Consider the following 16,615-nt stretch of genomic DNA (forward strand, 5'->3'; position numbering starts at 1 on the left):
ACGAATCTAAGACCCTCATGGTGAGGAGCCCGGCAGCGCCGGGCGTCTCGAACCATGCGGCCGTGACCGTGCCCCAAATCTAGTCTACCCCGACGTCAGCAGGTCCAGCTTGGCGTTGGCGAGGATCAGGCGATCGGCCAGCAATTGCGCAAGGTTGCGCATGATGCGCTCGCCGGCGCGCGGATGCTGTTTCCGGAAGCGCTCGAAATCGCTGAGTGAAACTTCATACGCGGTCGCAGCCATGTCGGCCAGCACGTCGGCGGAACGCTGCGGCTCCAGCAGCGCCATTTCGCCAAAGGGCATGCCTGCCGTCAATGTCGCCAGCCTCACGCCGTCGGGCAGGGTGACGTGGACTGCGCCGCTCCGCAAGAAGAACAGCGATGCGGCGAGATCGCCGGCGGAGATGATCTTCTCGCCGGTTTGATAGGTCCGGATTGACGTGCGCGAGGCGAGATCGGTCAATTCCTCCTCCGTCAGCCCCGCCAGCAGCGATTGCTCGGAGAGTTCGGTCGCCTCGAAGAAGTCGATGGCGCCGCCATAGCGATAGACGAGCTGGTCTTCCGCCCACTCGATGGCGGCGTCGAGCAGGTAATAATTGCGGATGTTGGTGAGACCTTCGGTCCATTCCGCGATCGCTTTCCAGTCCGGCGACGAGCGCCTGATGCCGGACAGAACCACCGTGACGTGGTGCGCGGCGAGCTCGCGGAATTCCTCGGCGAGCAGGCGGGCGCCGGCGCGGGTCATGGCGGTGACGCGGCGCAGGTCGAAAATGACCAATTGCGGGCGGGGCCTGGCCGCAAGCTGGCGCGAGACGTAGTCGACGTTGGAAAACGACAGCGTCCCGACCAGCTCGATGACACGGACATCCTGGTGGTGCGCGGCGAGGATGTTCTGCTCCTGCGCGCGCCGCACGCGCCGCGAGGGGCTGTTGCCGATGTCGTAATCGGCGATGATGCTGGTCCGCGCGTCGTCGCTGCGATTAAGCATGTGCAGATCGTAATGCGACGACAGCGCCTCGCAGACCTTGATGCCGCGCACGCTGTTGCCGTGCTTGTCGAGTTTTGGCGAATAGCTGCCAAGCCCGAGCCGCGCCGGGAGCGCCGCGAGGATGCCGCCGCCAACTCCGCTCTTGGCGGGGATGCCGATCCGGTAGATCCACTCTCCCGCATAATCGTACATGCCGGAGCTCGTCATCACGGAAAGCGTGCGCGAGATGGCATATGGCGTCATCACCTGCTCGCCGGTCACCGGATTGATGCCGCGGTTGGCCAGCGTCGCTGCCATCACCGCGATATCACGCGCCGTCACCAGGATGGCGCATTGCCGGAAATAGACCTCCAGCACGGCGGCCACGTTCTCCTTGATCACCGCGTTGGTGCGCAGGAGGTAGCCGATCGCGCGGTTGCGATCGCCGGTCGCGCTTTCGGAAGCATAGACGGCATCGTCGACGTCGAGCTCGCGCCCGGCAAACCGGCCCAGCGCTTGCCTGATGTATTCGAATGCCGCATCGCCCTTGGCCTCGTGGATCAGGCCGGAGCAGGAGATCGCGCCGGCATTGACCATCGGGTTGAAGGGATGGTTCTCGGCGTTGAGGCGGATCGAGTTGAAGGGATCGCCCGACGGCTCGACGCCGATGACGCTCTCGACCCGTGCCGCCCCCAAGGTGTCGAGCGCCAGCGCGAACACGAAGGGCTTTGACATCGACTGAATGGTGAAGGGGACCTGCGTGTCGCCGACTTCGTAGACATGGCCGTCGAGGGTGGCGAGGCTGATGCCAAAATGGGCAGGGTCCGCCTTGCCGAGCTCAGGGATGTAGTCGGCGACCGCGCCACTAGTTTCGTCGGCGAATTCGGCGTGGCACGCGCGCAGGAACCGCAGCAAGGGCGGCTTCGAGCTGGTCCAGGTCGCGGGGCCTGCCGTGAACGGAAGAGGCAATGGTTTCATCGCCTCTTCTTGTGCAACGCAATCAGGGTGCGCGCAACTGGTCCGACACCAGAGTCTGGCGCCGTATCAGTACGAGCGCGATCAGAACGGTCGGGATCAGGATCGCCAATCCAAGAGAGGTGATCTGCCATTGTGAGAGCGGCATGATCCCACCGCCCGGCGTCGCCACCACGAAGCCACCAATTACGAACAACATCCGCAGCGGCCATTCCAACGCGCCGGCGGCTCTGAGATCGCCGACAAAGACCTGATAGCCCTGAATGCCGCCGCAGATGAACAGCGTGCCGAAGCCTGCCAGCGCCATCAGTCCGAGCCCTTCGAGATACGGGCTTGGTCCCTGCAGCACCAGTGCCGGGTTCAACACGAAGAAGAACGGGATGAAATAGATGATGCTGCCGACCCACATCGATTCCCACCCTGTCTTCATTGCTGGCGAGCCGGCGATGCCGGCCGCGGCAAAGGAGGCGATGGCGACCGGCGGCGTGATCGAGGACAGCATGCCCCAATAGAAGATGAACATGTGCACGGCCATGCGGTTGAGGCCGAGTTTTTCCAGCGCAGGCGCCACCAGGATGGCGAGGAAGATGTAGCAGGCCGTCGTCGTCAGCCCGAGCCCGAGTACGAGGCTGGTGAAGGCGCACATCACGAGCAGCAGGAGCGCGTTGTCGCCGGCGATCCTGAGCAGGTCGTTGGCGAGGCTCGAGACCACGCCGGTCATCGAGAACGCGCCGATCAAGAGCCCGCATCCGGCAAGGATGCCGACCAGCTCGACGAATGTGCGGCCGTTGACCTCGAGGAACTTGCTGATCGTCGCAATCGTCCAGCGGGTATCCTTGGAGAAGAGTTGGTTCAGCACCAAAAGAAGCGCAGTGGCGTAGAACGGCGCGTGGCTCTCACGCTTGAAGTAGAGCAGCATCACGATCAGCAGCGCGATGACGAAAACGTAGTACCAGCCGTCCTTGATCGTGTCCCATACCTTCGGCAACTCGGCGCGCGGAATGCCCTTCAACCCGTGGCGGGCGGCATAGGAATCGACCTGCATGAAGAGGCCGATGTAGTAGAGGGTCGCCGGAATGATCGCAGCAAGCGCGACGTCCGCGTAGCTGACGTTGAGGAACTGCGCGATGACGAACGCGGTCGCGCCCATCACCGGCGGTGCCAGCACGGCGCCGGTCGAGGCGCAGGCCTCGATCGCAGCGGCATAGGAGGCGCGGAAGCCGCTCTTCTTCATGACGGGAATGGTCATGGTGCCGGCGGTCAGCACGTTGGAGATGATCGAGCCCGACATCATGCCGAGCAGGCCGCTAGCAAAGATGCAGACCTTGGCGGCGCCGCCGCGGAAGGTGCCGCACATCGCAAACGACAGGTTGATGAAGAATTTCCCGGCGCCCGTCATCATCAGCGCCGTGCCGAACACCAGAAAGCCGATCACGGTATCGGCAAAGGCCTGGATCGGGATGCCGAGCAGGCTTTCGCCCGAAAGCACGTGATACGCCGTCGCTTGTTCGAGCGTCGATTGGGTGCCGCGAAACGGCCCCAGCCACGTCGCATCGGCGAACAGGGGGTACACCGTAAACGGCAGCACGCTCAGCAGCAGGCTCCAGCCGCCGGTGCGCCGCAACGCCTCCATCAGCACGACCCACATGATGACGCCGGCGACGATCACGTAGGTAGGCGCGCCGCCGAATTCCCAACCGGCTTCTGCCGCCTTGCGGACGCTGCGCATCAGGAGGATTGCGCAGGCGAAACTGGCGACAAACAGCAGGATGTCATACCAGGGAATTCGATCGAGCGGCGCGCTCCCGGTCCCCGGAAAGATCAGGAACGTGAACGGCAGCATCAGCGCGATCAGGAGATAGAAATACTCGGTGTTGAGCTGGGTGTAGCCGAGGAAGAAGCGCAGGGAGAATTGCTGGTTGATGCATAGCAGGATGGTTACCGCGGTTGCAACCACCAGCGTCCAGCGCCACGCCCCGCGCAATGTCCGCACCCGCGTGACTTCGGCTTCCTGCATGTTGGCATGCGGGTCGTCGAACTCAATTCGTTTTGCAGACGCGGCTACGCTATCACTCGCAGCAGGTGACATCATTCCCCCTAGACGGTATTCGCCTTAGACCCCCCAGGCGAGTGAGGCAGCGCTATTCAAAGCCGTTGGGCATGTTCGCCTTTGCCAGCGCCGCGGCGCGCGCCTTCATCCAGCCTTCGAGAAACGCCTTGTCATCCGATGGCGGGCTGGACTTGCCGTAGTCCGTCCATGCGGCGGCCAGCACTTGCTGGCGCTTCAGCAATTCCTTGTTGTAGGCTTCCTGCGCGTCGGTCCATTGACCGGCTTCCTTCAGCGCCCTGGCGGCGCCCGGATGCACCGGAACCACCCAGTTCTTGGTCTGGCGGTCGGCCGCAAGACCGGCCGCGCCCGGCGCGGAATCCTTATAGGCGTCGTAACCCGTGATCATCGCCTTGGTGATGGCATAGACCTCGTCGGCGGGCAGCGTCCCGTATGCCATGAAAATCGGGTAGGGATAGTTGCCGAGCTCGATCGGCTTGTCCTTGGAGATGCCGGCGCCGCAGGTCGCGACGTGCGGGAAGAAGAACGAGCCGACCTTTTTCACGCGCTCCCAGCCGGCCTTGTCGTTATGAGGCAAGGGCGGCCAGATGATGCCGCGCGGTGATGTCTCGAGTTCCTTCGCCGGGCCGGTGATGGTGGTGGCGAAAGCAGCGTCGACGTCGTTGTTGATCATACCCTTCCACATCGCGCCGTAGCTCGAGAACTCGACGACCTTGACGTCGCTTTGCTTGAGGTCGCCGAAAGCCAGGATGGCGAGCGCGTTCTGATTCAGCGCCGGCGAACCGACCACAAAGCCCACGCGCTTGCCCTTGAGCTGCTTGATCTCGGTCACACCGGAATCCTTGGCGACGCCGAGCGTGGCGGCGTTGCAATCGACCGTGGACAGCACGAGCTGCAGGGGCTGGGGGCCCCATTCCTTGGTACCGAACTCGAACACGCCTTCCTGGGCGAAATAGGTGCCGGAACCCATCGCGGACATGGCCGCGCGCTTGGCGCGCAGCGGCGCCAGTCGCGCCACGTCATTGCCGGCGGGCAGCACGCGAACATCGGTGCCGTATTTGTCCTTCATCATCTTGCCGACGCCGACGGCGATGTTGAAGCCCGCGGTGCCGGTGTCATAGGCGGTGACCACCATGGTCGGCGGCAGTTTGACGTCTTCCGCATGAGCCGCCGGCAAGGTCAGCCATGAGATGCCTGCAAGGGCGAGTGGCGCGAGCGCCTTCAAGCGGTAGATCATAATTTTCCCCTCAGATTGTTTCGCTATGCGAAAATTCTCTCGTTAGCGTCGATCATGTCATCGGCGGCTGGCGATGGCAACGTCACGTGCGTACACGTCAATACCAGAGCTGGACAGATTGTCGCGGAACTCGTTCCAAAAAAGTTTATGCCGTGATCCGGTTAAGCTTCGATGATCGCGACAACCTGTCCTTCGGCGATAACGTCGTCGAGTTTGACCAGGATGGCCTTGATCTTTCCGGCCGTCGTCGACGTGACCGGAATTTCCATCTTCATGGCTTCGACGAAAGCGATCTCGTCGCCGTCGCCGACATTGCCACCAGTTGCGACGGGAAGCGCGCACACGCGTCCGGCGACTTCGGTGACAATCTTGATCTCTGGCATTTCCGCTCTCCCGGGACCGTCTGACGGACAGGCTGTCCTCGTGAACGGCTTTTTGTTGTGGCCGCAGATTGCCTGAGGTAGTTTGTTCTGCAAGTGGAATTTTGTTCCGCAGGGCGGAATTAGGCCATGGAGCCATAACAATGGGAAGACGCTCGGAAAGGCTTAGCAAACGGGGAATGCTCGCCAGCGATCTGGCGGGCGAGGGTGACGTGATCCAGGTGGTGTCGCGGGCGTTCGACGTCTTGCGCTGCTTCGAGGGTCATGAAGCGAGACTAGGCAATCTGGAAATTTCCAGCCGCTGTGGTCTGCCGCGGTCGACGGTATCGCGGCTCACCCACACGCTGACGCGGATGGGCCAACTCGTCTATCTACCGCGCGACCAGAAATACCGCATCGGTCCAAGCGCGGTGGCGATGAGCACCTCGATGATGAAGGGGTTGCAGCTTCGCAATCTGATCAGGCTGCGTCTGCAGGACGTCGCCGATCAATTGCCGGGCACCGTCGGCTTCGTGATTCCCGATCGCTATCACCTCGTCTATCTCGAATTCGCGCGCGCGGCGAACGCGCTCGGCCTGCACGAAGGCACCGGCAGCCGCATCTCGATGACGAGCACTGCGGCCGGCTTTGCCTACACCGCAGCGCTCGACACCGACGTCGGCGACGCCCTGATCGCCGAAATGGAGCGCGAGATCCCGGAAAATGCGGCGCAGTTGAAGCCGCGCATCGAAGACAACCGCCGCCACCTGCGCGAACACGGCTATGTCGTGGGCTGCGGCACCTGGAGCCCGCATATCAACGGGTGCGCGGTGCCGGTGTGGTCGCCGCAATATCAAACCTTTGTCGTCGTGACGATCGGCCTTCTCGCCGCGATGTTCGACGAGGAGCGGTTGCACCGGGAAGTGGCGCCGCAGATGCTCGAACTCGGCGTCGCGATCGGCGGCCTGCTGGAAGGCGCCGAGGGCGACATCTTCGCCAACCGGATCGAAAGAAAGCCGCTTCCGGTGCCGGCCCATAATAACAACAAGATCATCAAGACGGAGGATACGAATGAACTGGAAGCCGGAGCTCGACGAGCTCGCTCGGCGCGAAGCGTTCGCGCGCGAGATGGGAGGCGTTGACAAGGTCAAGCGCCAGCATGACCAGGGCCGGCTCACGGTTCGTGAGCGCATCGACAAACTGATCGACAAGAATTCCTTCCATGAGATCGGCGCGATTTCCGGCATCGCCGAATACGACGAAAACAGCGAACTCAAGCACCTGACGCCGGCAAACTGCGTGTTCGGCCGCGGCAGGGTCGACGGCCGCACCGTGGTTGTCGTCGGCGACGATTTCACCGTGCGCGGCGGCTCGGCCGACGCCTCGATCTCGGCCAAGCCGCTGATGGCCGAGGAGATGGCGCACGATTTCCGCCTGCCGATCATCCGCGTCATCGAAGGCTCGGGCGGCGGCGGCTCGGTGAAGACGATCGAGACGCGTGGCGCTGCGAATCTGCCCGGCGGGGTCGGCGGCACGCGCTGGTATTGGTTCACGACGGCGAACATGGCGCGGGTGCCCGTGGTCGCGCTCGGGCTCGGTTCGGTCGCAGGCCTTGGCGCGGCGCGGCTTGCCGCTAGCCACTATTCCGTCATGACCCGAAATTCCGCGATGTTCGTCGCAGGTCCGCCGGTCGTAAAACGTCTCGGCCAGAACCTGACGAAGCAGGAGCTTGGCGGCGCCGAGATCCAGACCCGCGCCGGCGGCGTCGATGATGCCGTCGATACCGAGGAAGAGGCGTTCGAACGCGCCAGGCGTTTTCTGTCCTATCTGCCGTCCTCGGTATACGACCTGCCGCCGACCACGGCTTGCAGCGACGATCCCGAACGCGCGGAAGAATCGCTGTTGAACGCGGTGCCGCGCAATCGCCGCCAGGTCTACAAGATGCGCCCGATCATCGACGCCGTTGTCGACAAGGGCTCGTTCTTCGAAGTGAACGCCAATTTCGGTCGCCCGATCGTCACGGGCCTTGCCCGGTTCGAGGGCCGCGCGGTGCTGCTGCTCGCCAGCGATCCTTTCCACTATGGCGGGTCGTGGACGGCGGAAGCCTGCCAGAAGGTGGTTCGCTGGGTCGATTTCGCCGAGACTTTCCATCTGCCGGTGGTTTATCTAATGGATTGCCCGGGCTTCATGATCGGGCTCGAGGCCGAGAAGTCGGCGACGATCCGCCACGGCGTGCGGGCGATGGCGGCGGTCAACCAGTCGACCGTGCCTTGGTGCACCATCATCGTGCGCAACGCGTTCGGCGTCGCCGGCGTCGTGCACCAGCCGGCCAACCGCTATTCGATGCGCTATGCCTGGCCGTCGGCCTATTGGGGCTCGTTGCCGCTCGAAGGCGGCATCGAGGCCGCCTACCGCGCCGATATCGACGGGTCGGATGATCCGGCTGCAAAGCTGAAAGAGATCGAGGACCGCCTCAACAAGCTGCGCTCGCCGTTCCGCTCTGCCGAGAAATTCTGGGTCGAGGAGGTGATCGACCCGCGCAAGACGCGTTCGCTGCTGTGCGAGTTCGCGCGATTGGCAGAGCCGATTCGCAACGTGGGCCCGCCAACGAATATGTCGACGCGGCCGTGATGGGATGTCATTCGGGGGCGATGCGCAGCATCGAACTATGGTGCGCAATTGCGCACCTGAGAATCTCGAGATTCCGGGTCTGGTGCTAACGCACCATCCCGGAATGACGTGTTCTCTCACGCCACCGCCGCTTTCGGCCGCGAGATCGCGAGCACAATCAGCGCCGCCACCACGCAGAGCGCGCCGGCAACGAAGAACGCCGGCAGGTAGGTCTGCAGCGCCGTCCGCGACAGGCCCGCACCGAAGGCGGCTACGCCGGCTCCGAGTTGATGACCGGCAAAAATCCAGCCAAACACCAAATTGGCGCGTTCGGGGCCGAACCGCTGGGTGGTGAGCCGCACCGTCGGCGGCACGGTTGCGATCCAGTCGAGCCCGTAGAACATCGCAAACAGCGAAAGGCCGTAGAGCGTAAAATCGGAGAACGGCAGGAACAGCAGCGACAGGCCGCGGAGCCCGTAATACCAGAACAGCAGCCAGCGATTGTCGTAGCGGTCGGACAGCCAGCCGGAAGCGATGGTGCCGACGAAATCGAATATGCCCATCGCAGCCAGCAGGCTCGCCGCCTGCACCTGCGGGATGCCAAAATCGAGGCACATCGGAATCAGGTGAACCTGGACCAGACCGTTGGTAGAGGCGCCGCAGATGAAGAAGGTGGCGAACAGGATCCAGAACACCCCCGACTTCGAGGCATCGCGCAGCGTGCCGAGCGCCGCCGCCATGATCGGGATGTTGTTTGGGCGAGGGGCCGGCAGCGGCTCGGTGCCTTCGTCGCCGAATGGCCTTAAGCCCACATCGCTCGGCCGGTCACGCATGATCATCAGCACGGCGAAGGCCGCGACGCCGAGCGTCACGCACACCAGGCCCAGCGCGATCCGCCAACCATACGTATCGGTCAGGCTCGCCAGCAGCGGCAGGAAAGCGAGCTGTCCGGTGGCGACGCTCGCGGTGAGAATGCCGACGACGAGACCGCGCCGCGCCACGAACCAGCGTGCAGCAATCGTGGCGCCCAGCACCAGCGCCGTCATGCCGGTGCCGAGCCCGATCACCACGCCCCACAGCAGCATGAGCTGCCAGACCTGTGTCATCGCCAGCGACGCCACCAGGCCGGAGACGACGATCAGCAGCGCCAGCAGCGTCACATTGCGCAGCCCGTAGCGGTTCATGAGCGCTGCGGCAAAGGGCGCCATCAGCCCGAACAGGATGAAGCGGATCGACAGCGCGGAAGAAATCTCCGCCGTCGTCCAGCCAAATTCCTTCTGCAACGGCACGATGAAGACGCCGGGCGCGCCGACCGTGCCGGCGGAGATCAGGCCGGTGAGGAAGGTCACGGCGACCATCACCCAGCCGTAATGGATATTGCGGCGGGCCAGGGCGGCTGAAAGCCAGTTCGAGATCATTGGTCCTCGGGGAATTCCAGTGGGAAGGTCTGCTTAGGTCGGCTTGACGCATTCTGACGTGACGGCATTCTGACTTGAATGTCGTACTTCCCTCATTTCAGGACATGATGAGGGCAATCCACGCAAGCCGCGATTGAATTATAGGCATAATATTATACGCGGCAGAAATCGCAACCAGGCAATCCAATCAAAAATCTCACCATTCGCATGAGAGAAATTGATCGATCGCAGGCCGCGAACCGGCTGGCTATTCCAGTCCGTCGAGGGCGGCCTCGATGGCCTTTTTGAAGGCCGCGATGTCGCCGAGTTCGTGGCCGAGCACGAGCGCAAGCCGGGTCAGGAATAGCGCTTCACGCTCGGGCCCGGCCTGGTCGATCGCTAGCGCCAGCGTCTCATAAGCGGTCTCGAAGTCCTCGAACGGCATGGCGCTCATGGCGTCTCGCTTCCCAGGCAAAGGCTTGCGGTTTTCAGGATCTCGTCGGGAGCAGCGGCCTTCCATCGCCCGGCAATGTGCAGGTCGGGCCGCAGCAGATAGAGCGTGCCAGGACTAGCGGCGAACAGGCGGGCGATTTCGCCGTCCTGGTCCGCAATGGCCTTCGTTTCAGAGGCCGAGCCGCGCGACGTAACCAGCACGGCAGCGAAGCGCTTATCGATCCGGCCGAGTTGCGCCAACAGCGCCGGCCTGTTCGGCAACCGGCGGCCCCTCGCAGAACAGGATCGCGGTCATGCCGTTGCCGGCGCGGTCCAGCAGGTAGCTGCCGTCGGCCAGTCTCGCGTTCGGCGCGGCGCTGCCGCAACGAGGGCCGCCGGCAAATTCGGTGTCGCGGTCGGCGTAAAGCGTCAGCGGGCTGTCCGAATAGGTGTAGGGCTGCATCTGGCGCGGATTGGCGAGCCCGCGGGGAAATTCGTGCTTCAAACTGAGCGACAAGGCCGCCTCGCGCGCCAGCCGCCAGCCGCGCGTCGGCGGCGTCATGAAACGCGTGCTCTTGGTGGCATTGGCGAAGACGTCGAGCGTGGCGCCGCGCCGCTCCGGCGAAAAGCTGTCGAGCAGCCGCTCATCCGCCTCGCCATGGAGCACGAGCGCCAGCTTCCAGCCGATGTTCTCGGCATCCGCCAGACCATTGTTCAGCCCGCGCACGCCGAAGATCGGCACAATATGAGCGGCATCGCCGATAAAGAAGACGCGGCCGTGCTTGTAATCGTCAAGGCACAAGGTGTTGGCGGAGTAGACGCTCCACCATTCCAGATCCCATGCATTTGTGTGGCCGATATCCGCAAGGATCGCACCGACCCGGGCGCGGAGGTTTTCCTCCTTGAGCGCTTCCTGTTCGTTCTCGCCTTCACGGAGCTGGTAATCTACGCGCCAGATATCGTCCGGCTGCTTGTGGATCAGCACCGTCCCGCCGGGATTGCCGCTTGGTTCGAAAAAAGCCCGGCGCTCGGTCGGAAAATCGTGGTCCATGCGGATGTCCGCGATCACGTAGCGGCCTTCGTAATTGTCGCCCTTCAATCGCAAGCCAAGCATCGACCGGATTGGCGAGCGCGCCCCGTCGGCGGCCAGCATATAGTCGGCATCGAGCCGATAGTCGCCCGCCGGCGATGAGATCCGAACCGAGACACCGTCATTGTGCCGCTCGATGGCCGACAGTTCGCTCTGCCAGCGCATGTCGACCAGATCGCAGGCCGCAACCGCATCATGCAGGAATTTCTCGATGTACTGCTGCTGCAGATTGTACATCGGTAGATATTTTTCGCCCGGCGGTTGCGGCATCTCCAGCCGAAAAATCTGCTCGCCGCGATAGTAGCTGCGACCGAACCGCCAGCCGAGCGCCTTTTCGACGAACGGCCCGACCGCGCCGATCCGCTCCAGGATATGCATGCTCGGCCGCGCAACGCAGATGGCGCGGCTGCCGTCATTAAAAGTGTCCTTGCGGTCGATCAGCACGCTCTTGATCCCGTAGCGCGCCAGCACCAGCGCCGCGGTCATGCCGATCGGGCCGGGGCCAACGATCAGCACCGGATGCCGCGTCGCCTCGCCGTCAAGTTCGGGAACGCGCCGCGCCGCAAAGCGGGGATAGCCGAAATAGAGCGATTCCAGCGGTCCCTTGCCGGCAGGCCTCATGCGTCCCTCCGTCTATTTCTTGCGGTCGAGAAATCCCTGCATCAGCCGCTGCGGCTCTCCGGTCAGGAACGATTGTCCGAATACGCCGACACTTAAGTTGACGGATTCGGTCAACGGCAGTTCCTCCCATTGCCGCAGCAACTCCTTCTGCGAACGCAGCGCTCCGGGCCCGCATTCGAGCAGCGCCTTCACCGTATGCTCGACCGCGGCATCGAGCCCGCCTTCCTTGGCGACCACGTCGACCAGGCCCCAGGCGAGCGCGGTGGGCGCGTCGATATTTTCCGCCGTCATGACCAGCCAGCGGGCGCGGCCCCAGCCGATCAGCCGCGGCAGCAGCGCAGCGTGGATCACCGAGGGGATGCCGACGCGCACTTCCGGCATGCCGAATTTGGCATCGTGGACCGCAATCCGGAAATCGCAGGCGGCGGCGACTTCCAACCCGCCACCGAGGCACCAGCCGGGAAGCCGCGCGATCACCGGCGCCGGAAAGTGGCGCACTGCCTCGCAGAGGTCGCGCAACCGGGTGATGAAGGCTTCAGCGGATTTCTGGTCGAGCTTCGCCATCTCCTTGATATCGGCGCCGCCGATCATGCTCTTCTCGCTCTGGCCGGCGAGGATGACCACGCGAATGGTGTTGTCGCCGGCGAGCCGCTCGAACCCTTCGCGCACGCCGTCGGTGACGGCGGAGGAGAGGATGTTGAGAGGGCCCGCATTGCAGATCGCGAGGCGAACGACGCCTCTGTCGTCGCGGTCGATGCCGCAATGAGGATTGAGCATTTCCATTCTGCTTTTCCGGGCTTGTTCTGGTCGTTGCCATCACTTCCGGGACATTGCGCCGGCTTGTCAAGGGCGGGCGAGGGGCATTGCGCGACCGCTCGCACCGATATAGAATTATGATCGTCATCTAAAGGAGCCGCCATGACTATGACCGAGACTGTCGATCTGTTTTCGTTCGATATGCGCAGGCATCGGGTGGTGGAATGGCAGGCGCCGGGGCCGATTGCCCGGGCGGCATCCGGAATGTCCGGGCTCGAGACCATGTGCGCGATCCGCGACGGCATCCTGCCACCGCCGCCGATGGCGCGGCTGATCGGTTTCGAGATGCGCCTCGCCGAGCCCGGCCGGATCGTGATGGAACTGGATCCGGATGAAAGCCTCGAAAACACCATCGGACTGCTCCACGGCGCGACGGCCGCGCCGCTCCTGGATACTGCCATGGGTTGTGCCATCACCACCATGCAGCCGGCGGGGCAGACCTCCGTCACGCTGGACCTCAAGCTGACCTATCTGCGGCCATTGTCGGTGCGGTCGGGCGCGATCTCGGCGGAAGGCAAAGTGATAAAGGTCGGCCGCCAGACCAGCTATGCCGAAGGCTTCGTCCGCGACCGTGCGGGCAATCTTGCAGTGCACGCGACCGGAACGTTCACGATGATCGGCGTTGAAAAGGCGAATTAGATGCAGCTTTTCCTGCTCATAGCTGTTATTATATGACCAGGGACATTTAATGGGATGCGTTGATGCGTTATTCGAAAGAGCACAAGCAGGAGACCCACGCACGGATCGTGAAAAAAGCCTCGGTGCGGCTTCGCGAAAAGGGTGCGCATGGCATCGGCGTCGCCGATTTGATGAAGGAAGCGGGCCTGACCCACGGCGGCTTCTACGCGCATTTCGATTCCCGCGAGGCGCTCGTCATCGAGGCTTTTGCCTATGCGATGGACCGCTCGGTTGAGCATTGGCGAAAAATCGCCGCTGAAACGCCGCCGGAGAAGCGGTTGTCGACGATCATCGATTCCTACGTCTCGACGGTTCATCGCGACGATCCCGGCCGCGGTTGCGCCGTTACGACGTTAGGTGCCGAGATCGTCCGGGAAAGCGCGAAGACGCGCAAGGCCTTTGCCGCCAAGCTGGAGCAGTTGATCGATGTGATCGCCGACCAGATTTCAGACGTGCCGCGCAAGACGGCCCGCCGGCAGGCGATGGGCACGCTGGCGACGATGATGGGTACGCTGGTGATGTCGCGCGTTGCCGGCAGCGGTGAACTCTCCGACGAAATTCTCGTCGCCGGCCGCGAGGCGGCGCTGACGCGCGCCGAGGCGAAGCCGGCCGCGAAGAAGACGCGGAAGGTGAATTAGGCGGCGGCCTCTCCACGTCGTCCCTGCGCACGCAGGGACCCATACCCCGCGGCCCTTGGAAGCGGCACAAGGGAGACGGCTTTTGTCGTCATTCACATCGGTGGTTATGGGTCCCTGCGTTCGCAGGGACGACGATGATTTCGTGCCGTCACCGCCCGCCAAACAGCGCCCGTTCGCTCTCCACCGTTTCGTGGATGTAATCGGCCACCGCCCTGATCCGCGCCAGGTCCTTGCTGTCGGCGTGCATCAGCATCCAGAACGTGCGCGAGATCCTGACCTCGTCGGGCAGCACTGCGCGCAGTTCGGCATGCGCCTTCGCCATGAAATGCGGCAGCACCGCAATGCCAAAGCCGGCAATGGTGGCGTTGAGCTGCGCGATCAGATTGGCGCTGCGAAACTTGGCCGAGATCTTCGGCGAAACCTGGGGCAGGTAATCCAGCTCGGGCGTGAACAGCAGTTCCTCGATGTAGCCGACGAAGCGATGCCCTGGCAGGTCGCCGCGGGAAGTGATTTTCGGTGCCCGGTCGAGATAGGCCGGCGCGGCATAGAGCCCGAGGCTGTAGTCAAGCAGCTTGCGCCCGACGATCCGGCCCTCCTTTGGCATGGAGAGGCTGATCGCGATGTCGGCCTCGCGCTTCGACAGGCTGAACAGCCGCGCGGTGGCGACGAGCTGCAGGTCGAGATCGGGATACCGCTCGGTGAATTTCAGAAGCCGCGCCGCCAGGAAATGGCTGCCGAACCCGTCGGGGGCGCCGATCCGGACCGTGCCGGTGAGCCGGGCGCGCGATCCGCCGACCGCCTCCTGGTTGGCGACGATGGTGGATTCCATCGCTTCGGCACTGTCGGCCACGCGCTGGCCGGCTTCGGTCAGGAGGTAGCCGGTCTTGCGGCGGTTGAACAGTTTTGCGGAGAGATGGCGTTCCAGCCGGTCGACACGGCGAATGACGGTGGCATGATCGACCGATAGCTGCTTGGCGGCAGCGGAAACCGAGCCGCCGCGCACGATCGCCAGCACGAAACGGAAGTCATCCCAGTCGATCGTCTTGGTGCCTTGATCCAGCATTTCCGCACATCTATGGTGCAATATATCGGACTTGTATCCCAAGAAATGCAGGTCAAAAAGGGGCTCGAAAGCGATCCCAGACGGGACCTTAGGGAGATCATTCATGCGCTCAATCGGACACTTTATCGGCGGCAAAGAGGTCACGGGAACTTCCGGCCGGACGGCCGACGTGTTTGAGCCGATGACCGGCGACGTCCAGGCCAAGGTGGCGCTGGCCTCAAGAGCGGAAGTCCGCGCGGCCGTCGAGAACGCCGCGCTCGCCCAGCCCGAATGGGCCAACACCAATCCGCAGCGCCGCGCGCGGGTGATGATGAAGTTCCTCGAACTGGTGCAGCGCGACTATGACAAGCTCGCTGAATTGCTGGCGCGCGAGCACGGCAAGACCGTTCCCGACGCCAAGGGCGACATCCAGCGCGGCCTCGAAGTCGCGGAATTCGCCTGCGGCATTCCGCATTTGATGAAGGGCGAATACACCGAGGGCGCCGGCCCCGGCATCGACATCTACTCCCTGCGCCAGCCGCTGGGCGTCGTCGCCGGCATCACGCCGTTCAATTTCCCGGCGATGATCCCGATGTGGAAGTTCGCGCCCGCGATCGCCTGCGGCAACGCCTTTATCCTAAAGCCTTCGGAGCGCGATCCCGGCGTGCCGATGCGGCTCGCCGAGCTGATGATGGAAGCGGGGCTGCCGCCCGGCATCCTCAACGTCGTCAACGGCGACAAGGAAGCCGTCGACGCCATTCTCGACGACCCCGATATCAAGGCGATCGGCTTCGTCGGCTCGACGCCGATCGCGCAATACATCTATGAGCGCGCCGCCCAGACCGGCAAGCGCTGCCAGTGCTTTGGCGGCGCTAAGAACCATGCCATCGTGATGCCCGACGCCGACATGGACCAGACGGTCGACGCGCTGATCGGGGCCGGCTACGGCTCGGCCGGCGAGCGCTGCATGGCGGTCTCCGTCGCCGTTCCCGTCGGCAAGACCACCGCCGATCGCCTGATGGAAAAGCTGATCCCGCGCGTGGAGTCGCTCAAGATTGGCACCTCGGTCGATCCGTCCGCCGACTACGGCCCGCTGGTGACGCGCGAGGCGGTCGAGAAGGTGAAGAACTACATCGATATCGGCATCAAGGAAGGCGCCACGCTTGCCGTCGACGGCCGCGGCTTCAAGATGCAGGGCTATGAAAAGGGCTTTTATCTCGGCGGCTCGCTGTTCGACAACGTCACCAAGGATATGCGGATCTACAAGGAAGAGATCTTTGGCCCGGTGCTCTCGGTGGTGCGCGCCCATGACTACAAGGAAGCCCTCGCACTGCCGTCCGAACATGATTACGGCAACGGCGTTGCGATCTTCACCCGCGACGGCGACGCGGCGCGTGACTTTGCGGCACGCGTCAATGTCGGCATGGTCGGCATCAACGTGCCGATCCCGGTGCCGATCGCCTACTACACGTTCGGCGGCTGGAAGAAGTCGGGGTTCGGCGATCTCAACCAGCACGGTCCGGACTCGGTCCGCTTCTACACCAAGACCAAGACGGTGACCTCGCGCTGGCCGTCCGGCGTCAAGGAAGGCGCGGAGTTCTCGATTCCGTTGATGAAGTAGTCTTGTGCTCGGGCGCGGTCATTGCCTGCGACAAACGCGAAGCGTTTGCGCAAGGGAGCGCAGCG

Annotated in this window: 15 protein-coding genes; 5 read left to right on the forward strand and 10 right to left on the reverse strand. The window is 63.5% G+C overall.

All coding sequences use genetic code 11. The features are described 5' to 3' along the window. Positions 1-84: 84 nt before the first annotated feature. The 4 genes from glsA to V1290_RS33545 all read right to left on the reverse strand — a co-directional run bounded on the left by glsA (position 85) and on the right by V1290_RS33545 (position 5,629). Positions 85-1,944 (reverse strand): glutaminase A, encoded by a 1,860-nt coding sequence (glsA, locus tag V1290_RS33530; RefSeq protein ID WP_334368314.1) that lies wholly within the window; start codon positions 1,942-1,944, stop codon positions 85-87. A 22-nt stretch (positions 1,945-1,966) separates the two neighbouring features. Further along, a complete protein-coding gene (locus tag V1290_RS33535; RefSeq protein ID WP_334368315.1) occupies positions 1,967-4,030 on the reverse strand; it encodes a TRAP transporter permease in 2,064 nt (687 codons plus the stop codon). Positions 4,031-4,082: 52 nt separating this feature from the next. Then, a complete protein-coding gene (locus V1290_RS33540) occupies positions 4,083-5,246 on the reverse strand; it encodes a TAXI family TRAP transporter solute-binding subunit (RefSeq protein ID WP_334368316.1) in 1,164 nt (387 codons plus the stop codon). 161 nt (positions 5,247-5,407) lie between these two features. Continuing rightward, entirely contained in the window at positions 5,408-5,629 is a 222-nt protein-coding gene (locus tag V1290_RS33545; protein ID WP_057846297.1) for an acetyl-CoA carboxylase biotin carboxyl carrier protein subunit, read from the reverse strand. A gap of 140 nt (positions 5,630-5,769) precedes the next feature. Between V1290_RS33545 and V1290_RS33550 the strand changes: the two genes are divergently transcribed. Continuing rightward, on the forward strand, positions 5,770-6,747 hold the full coding sequence (locus V1290_RS33550; RefSeq protein ID WP_334368317.1) for an IclR family transcriptional regulator: 978 nt from the start codon (positions 5,770-5,772) through the stop codon (positions 6,745-6,747). Further along, on the forward strand, positions 6,677-8,236 hold the full coding sequence (locus V1290_RS33555) for an acyl-CoA carboxylase subunit beta (protein WP_334368318.1): 1,560 nt from the start codon (positions 6,677-6,679) through the stop codon (positions 8,234-8,236). The genes V1290_RS33550 and V1290_RS33555 overlap by 71 nt, the downstream gene beginning before the upstream one ends. A 116-nt stretch (positions 8,237-8,352) precedes the next feature. Here V1290_RS33555 and V1290_RS33560 read toward each other — a convergent pair whose 3' ends face one another. The 5 genes from V1290_RS33560 to V1290_RS33580 all read right to left on the reverse strand — a co-directional run bounded on the left by V1290_RS33560 (position 8,353) and on the right by V1290_RS33580 (position 12,538). Continuing rightward, on the reverse strand, positions 8,353-9,633 hold the full coding sequence (locus tag V1290_RS33560; RefSeq protein WP_334368319.1) for an MFS transporter: 1,281 nt from the start codon (positions 9,631-9,633) through the stop codon (positions 8,353-8,355). 247 nt (positions 9,634-9,880) lie between these two features. After that, positions 9,881-10,066: a hypothetical protein gene (locus V1290_RS33565; protein WP_334368320.1), complete on the reverse strand. Its 186-nt coding sequence runs from the start codon at positions 10,064-10,066 to the stop codon at positions 9,881-9,883. Continuing rightward, positions 10,063-10,326, reverse strand: coding sequence for a hypothetical protein (locus V1290_RS33570; RefSeq protein ID WP_334368322.1), 264 nt, complete (start codon positions 10,324-10,326; stop codon positions 10,063-10,065). Before V1290_RS33570 ends, V1290_RS33565 begins: the two co-directional genes overlap by 4 nt. After that, positions 10,280-11,755: an FAD-dependent monooxygenase gene (locus tag V1290_RS33575; RefSeq protein WP_334368323.1), complete on the reverse strand. Its 1,476-nt coding sequence runs from the start codon at positions 11,753-11,755 to the stop codon at positions 10,280-10,282. The genes V1290_RS33570 and V1290_RS33575 overlap by 47 nt, the downstream gene beginning before the upstream one ends. Before the next feature lie 12 nt (positions 11,756-11,767). After that, entirely contained in the window at positions 11,768-12,538 is a 771-nt protein-coding gene (locus V1290_RS33580; RefSeq protein WP_334368324.1) for an enoyl-CoA hydratase, read from the reverse strand. Between the two features lie 135 nt (positions 12,539-12,673). Between V1290_RS33580 and V1290_RS33585 the strand changes: the two genes are divergently transcribed. After that, positions 12,674-13,210, forward strand: coding sequence for a PaaI family thioesterase (locus V1290_RS33585; protein ID WP_334368325.1), 537 nt, complete (start codon positions 12,674-12,676; stop codon positions 13,208-13,210). Between the two features lie 62 nt (positions 13,211-13,272). Then, entirely contained in the window at positions 13,273-13,887 is a 615-nt protein-coding gene (locus V1290_RS33590) for a TetR/AcrR family transcriptional regulator (RefSeq protein WP_334368326.1), read from the forward strand. A 148-nt stretch (positions 13,888-14,035) separates the two neighbouring features. Here V1290_RS33590 and V1290_RS33595 read toward each other — a convergent pair whose 3' ends face one another. Then, the gene (locus V1290_RS33595; protein ID WP_334368327.1) at positions 14,036-14,950 is read right to left on the reverse strand and encodes a LysR family transcriptional regulator; all 915 of its coding nucleotides are present in this window, start codon (positions 14,948-14,950) and stop codon (positions 14,036-14,038) included. Positions 14,951-15,053: 103 nt separating this feature from the next. Here V1290_RS33595 and V1290_RS33600 point away from each other — a divergent pair, with 103 nt between their 5' ends. Next, a complete protein-coding gene (locus V1290_RS33600; RefSeq protein ID WP_334368328.1) occupies positions 15,054-16,550 on the forward strand; it encodes a CoA-acylating methylmalonate-semialdehyde dehydrogenase in 1,497 nt (498 codons plus the stop codon). Positions 16,551-16,615: the final 65 nt, after the last annotated feature.

It is taken from the genome of Bradyrhizobium sp. AZCC 1578 (genome assembly GCF_036924675.1).
GTDB lineage: Bacteria > Pseudomonadota > Alphaproteobacteria > Rhizobiales > Xanthobacteraceae > Bradyrhizobium.

Excerpts from the sequence above, each read along its gene's own strand:
- V1290_RS33565 (WP_334368320.1), bottom strand. The coding sequence starts at position 10,066 with ATGAGCGCCATGCCGTTCGAGGACTTCGAGACCGCTTATGAGACGCTG.
- V1290_RS33535 (WP_334368315.1), bottom strand. The coding sequence starts at position 4,030 with ATGTCACCTGCTGCGAGTGATAGCGTAGCCGCGTCTGCAAAACGAATT.
- V1290_RS33550 (WP_334368317.1), top strand. The coding sequence starts at position 5,770 with ATGGGAAGACGCTCGGAAAGGCTTAGCAAACGGGGAATGCTCGCCAGC.
- V1290_RS33575 (WP_334368323.1), bottom strand. The coding sequence starts at position 11,755 with ATGAGGCCTGCCGGCAAGGGACCGCTGGAATCGCTCTATTTCGGCTAT.
- glsA (WP_334368314.1), bottom strand. The coding sequence starts at position 1,944 with ATGAAACCATTGCCTCTTCCGTTCACGGCAGGCCCCGCGACCTGGACC.
- V1290_RS33585 (WP_334368325.1), top strand. The coding sequence starts at position 12,674 with ATGACTATGACCGAGACTGTCGATCTGTTTTCGTTCGATATGCGCAGG.
- V1290_RS33540 (WP_334368316.1), bottom strand. The coding sequence starts at position 5,246 with ATGATCTACCGCTTGAAGGCGCTCGCGCCACTCGCCCTTGCAGGCATC.
- V1290_RS33595 (WP_334368327.1), bottom strand. The coding sequence starts at position 14,950 with ATGCTGGATCAAGGCACCAAGACGATCGACTGGGATGACTTCCGTTTC.
- V1290_RS33590 (WP_334368326.1), top strand. The coding sequence starts at position 13,273 with ATGCGTTATTCGAAAGAGCACAAGCAGGAGACCCACGCACGGATCGTG.
- V1290_RS33560 (WP_334368319.1), bottom strand. The coding sequence starts at position 9,633 with ATGATCTCGAACTGGCTTTCAGCCGCCCTGGCCCGCCGCAATATCCAT.
- V1290_RS33555 (WP_334368318.1), top strand. The coding sequence starts at position 6,677 with ATGAACTGGAAGCCGGAGCTCGACGAGCTCGCTCGGCGCGAAGCGTTC.
- V1290_RS33600 (WP_334368328.1), top strand. The coding sequence starts at position 15,054 with ATGCGCTCAATCGGACACTTTATCGGCGGCAAAGAGGTCACGGGAACT.
- V1290_RS33545 (WP_057846297.1), bottom strand. The coding sequence starts at position 5,629 with ATGCCAGAGATCAAGATTGTCACCGAAGTCGCCGGACGCGTGTGCGCG.
- V1290_RS33580 (WP_334368324.1), bottom strand. The coding sequence starts at position 12,538 with ATGGAAATGCTCAATCCTCATTGCGGCATCGACCGCGACGACAGAGGC.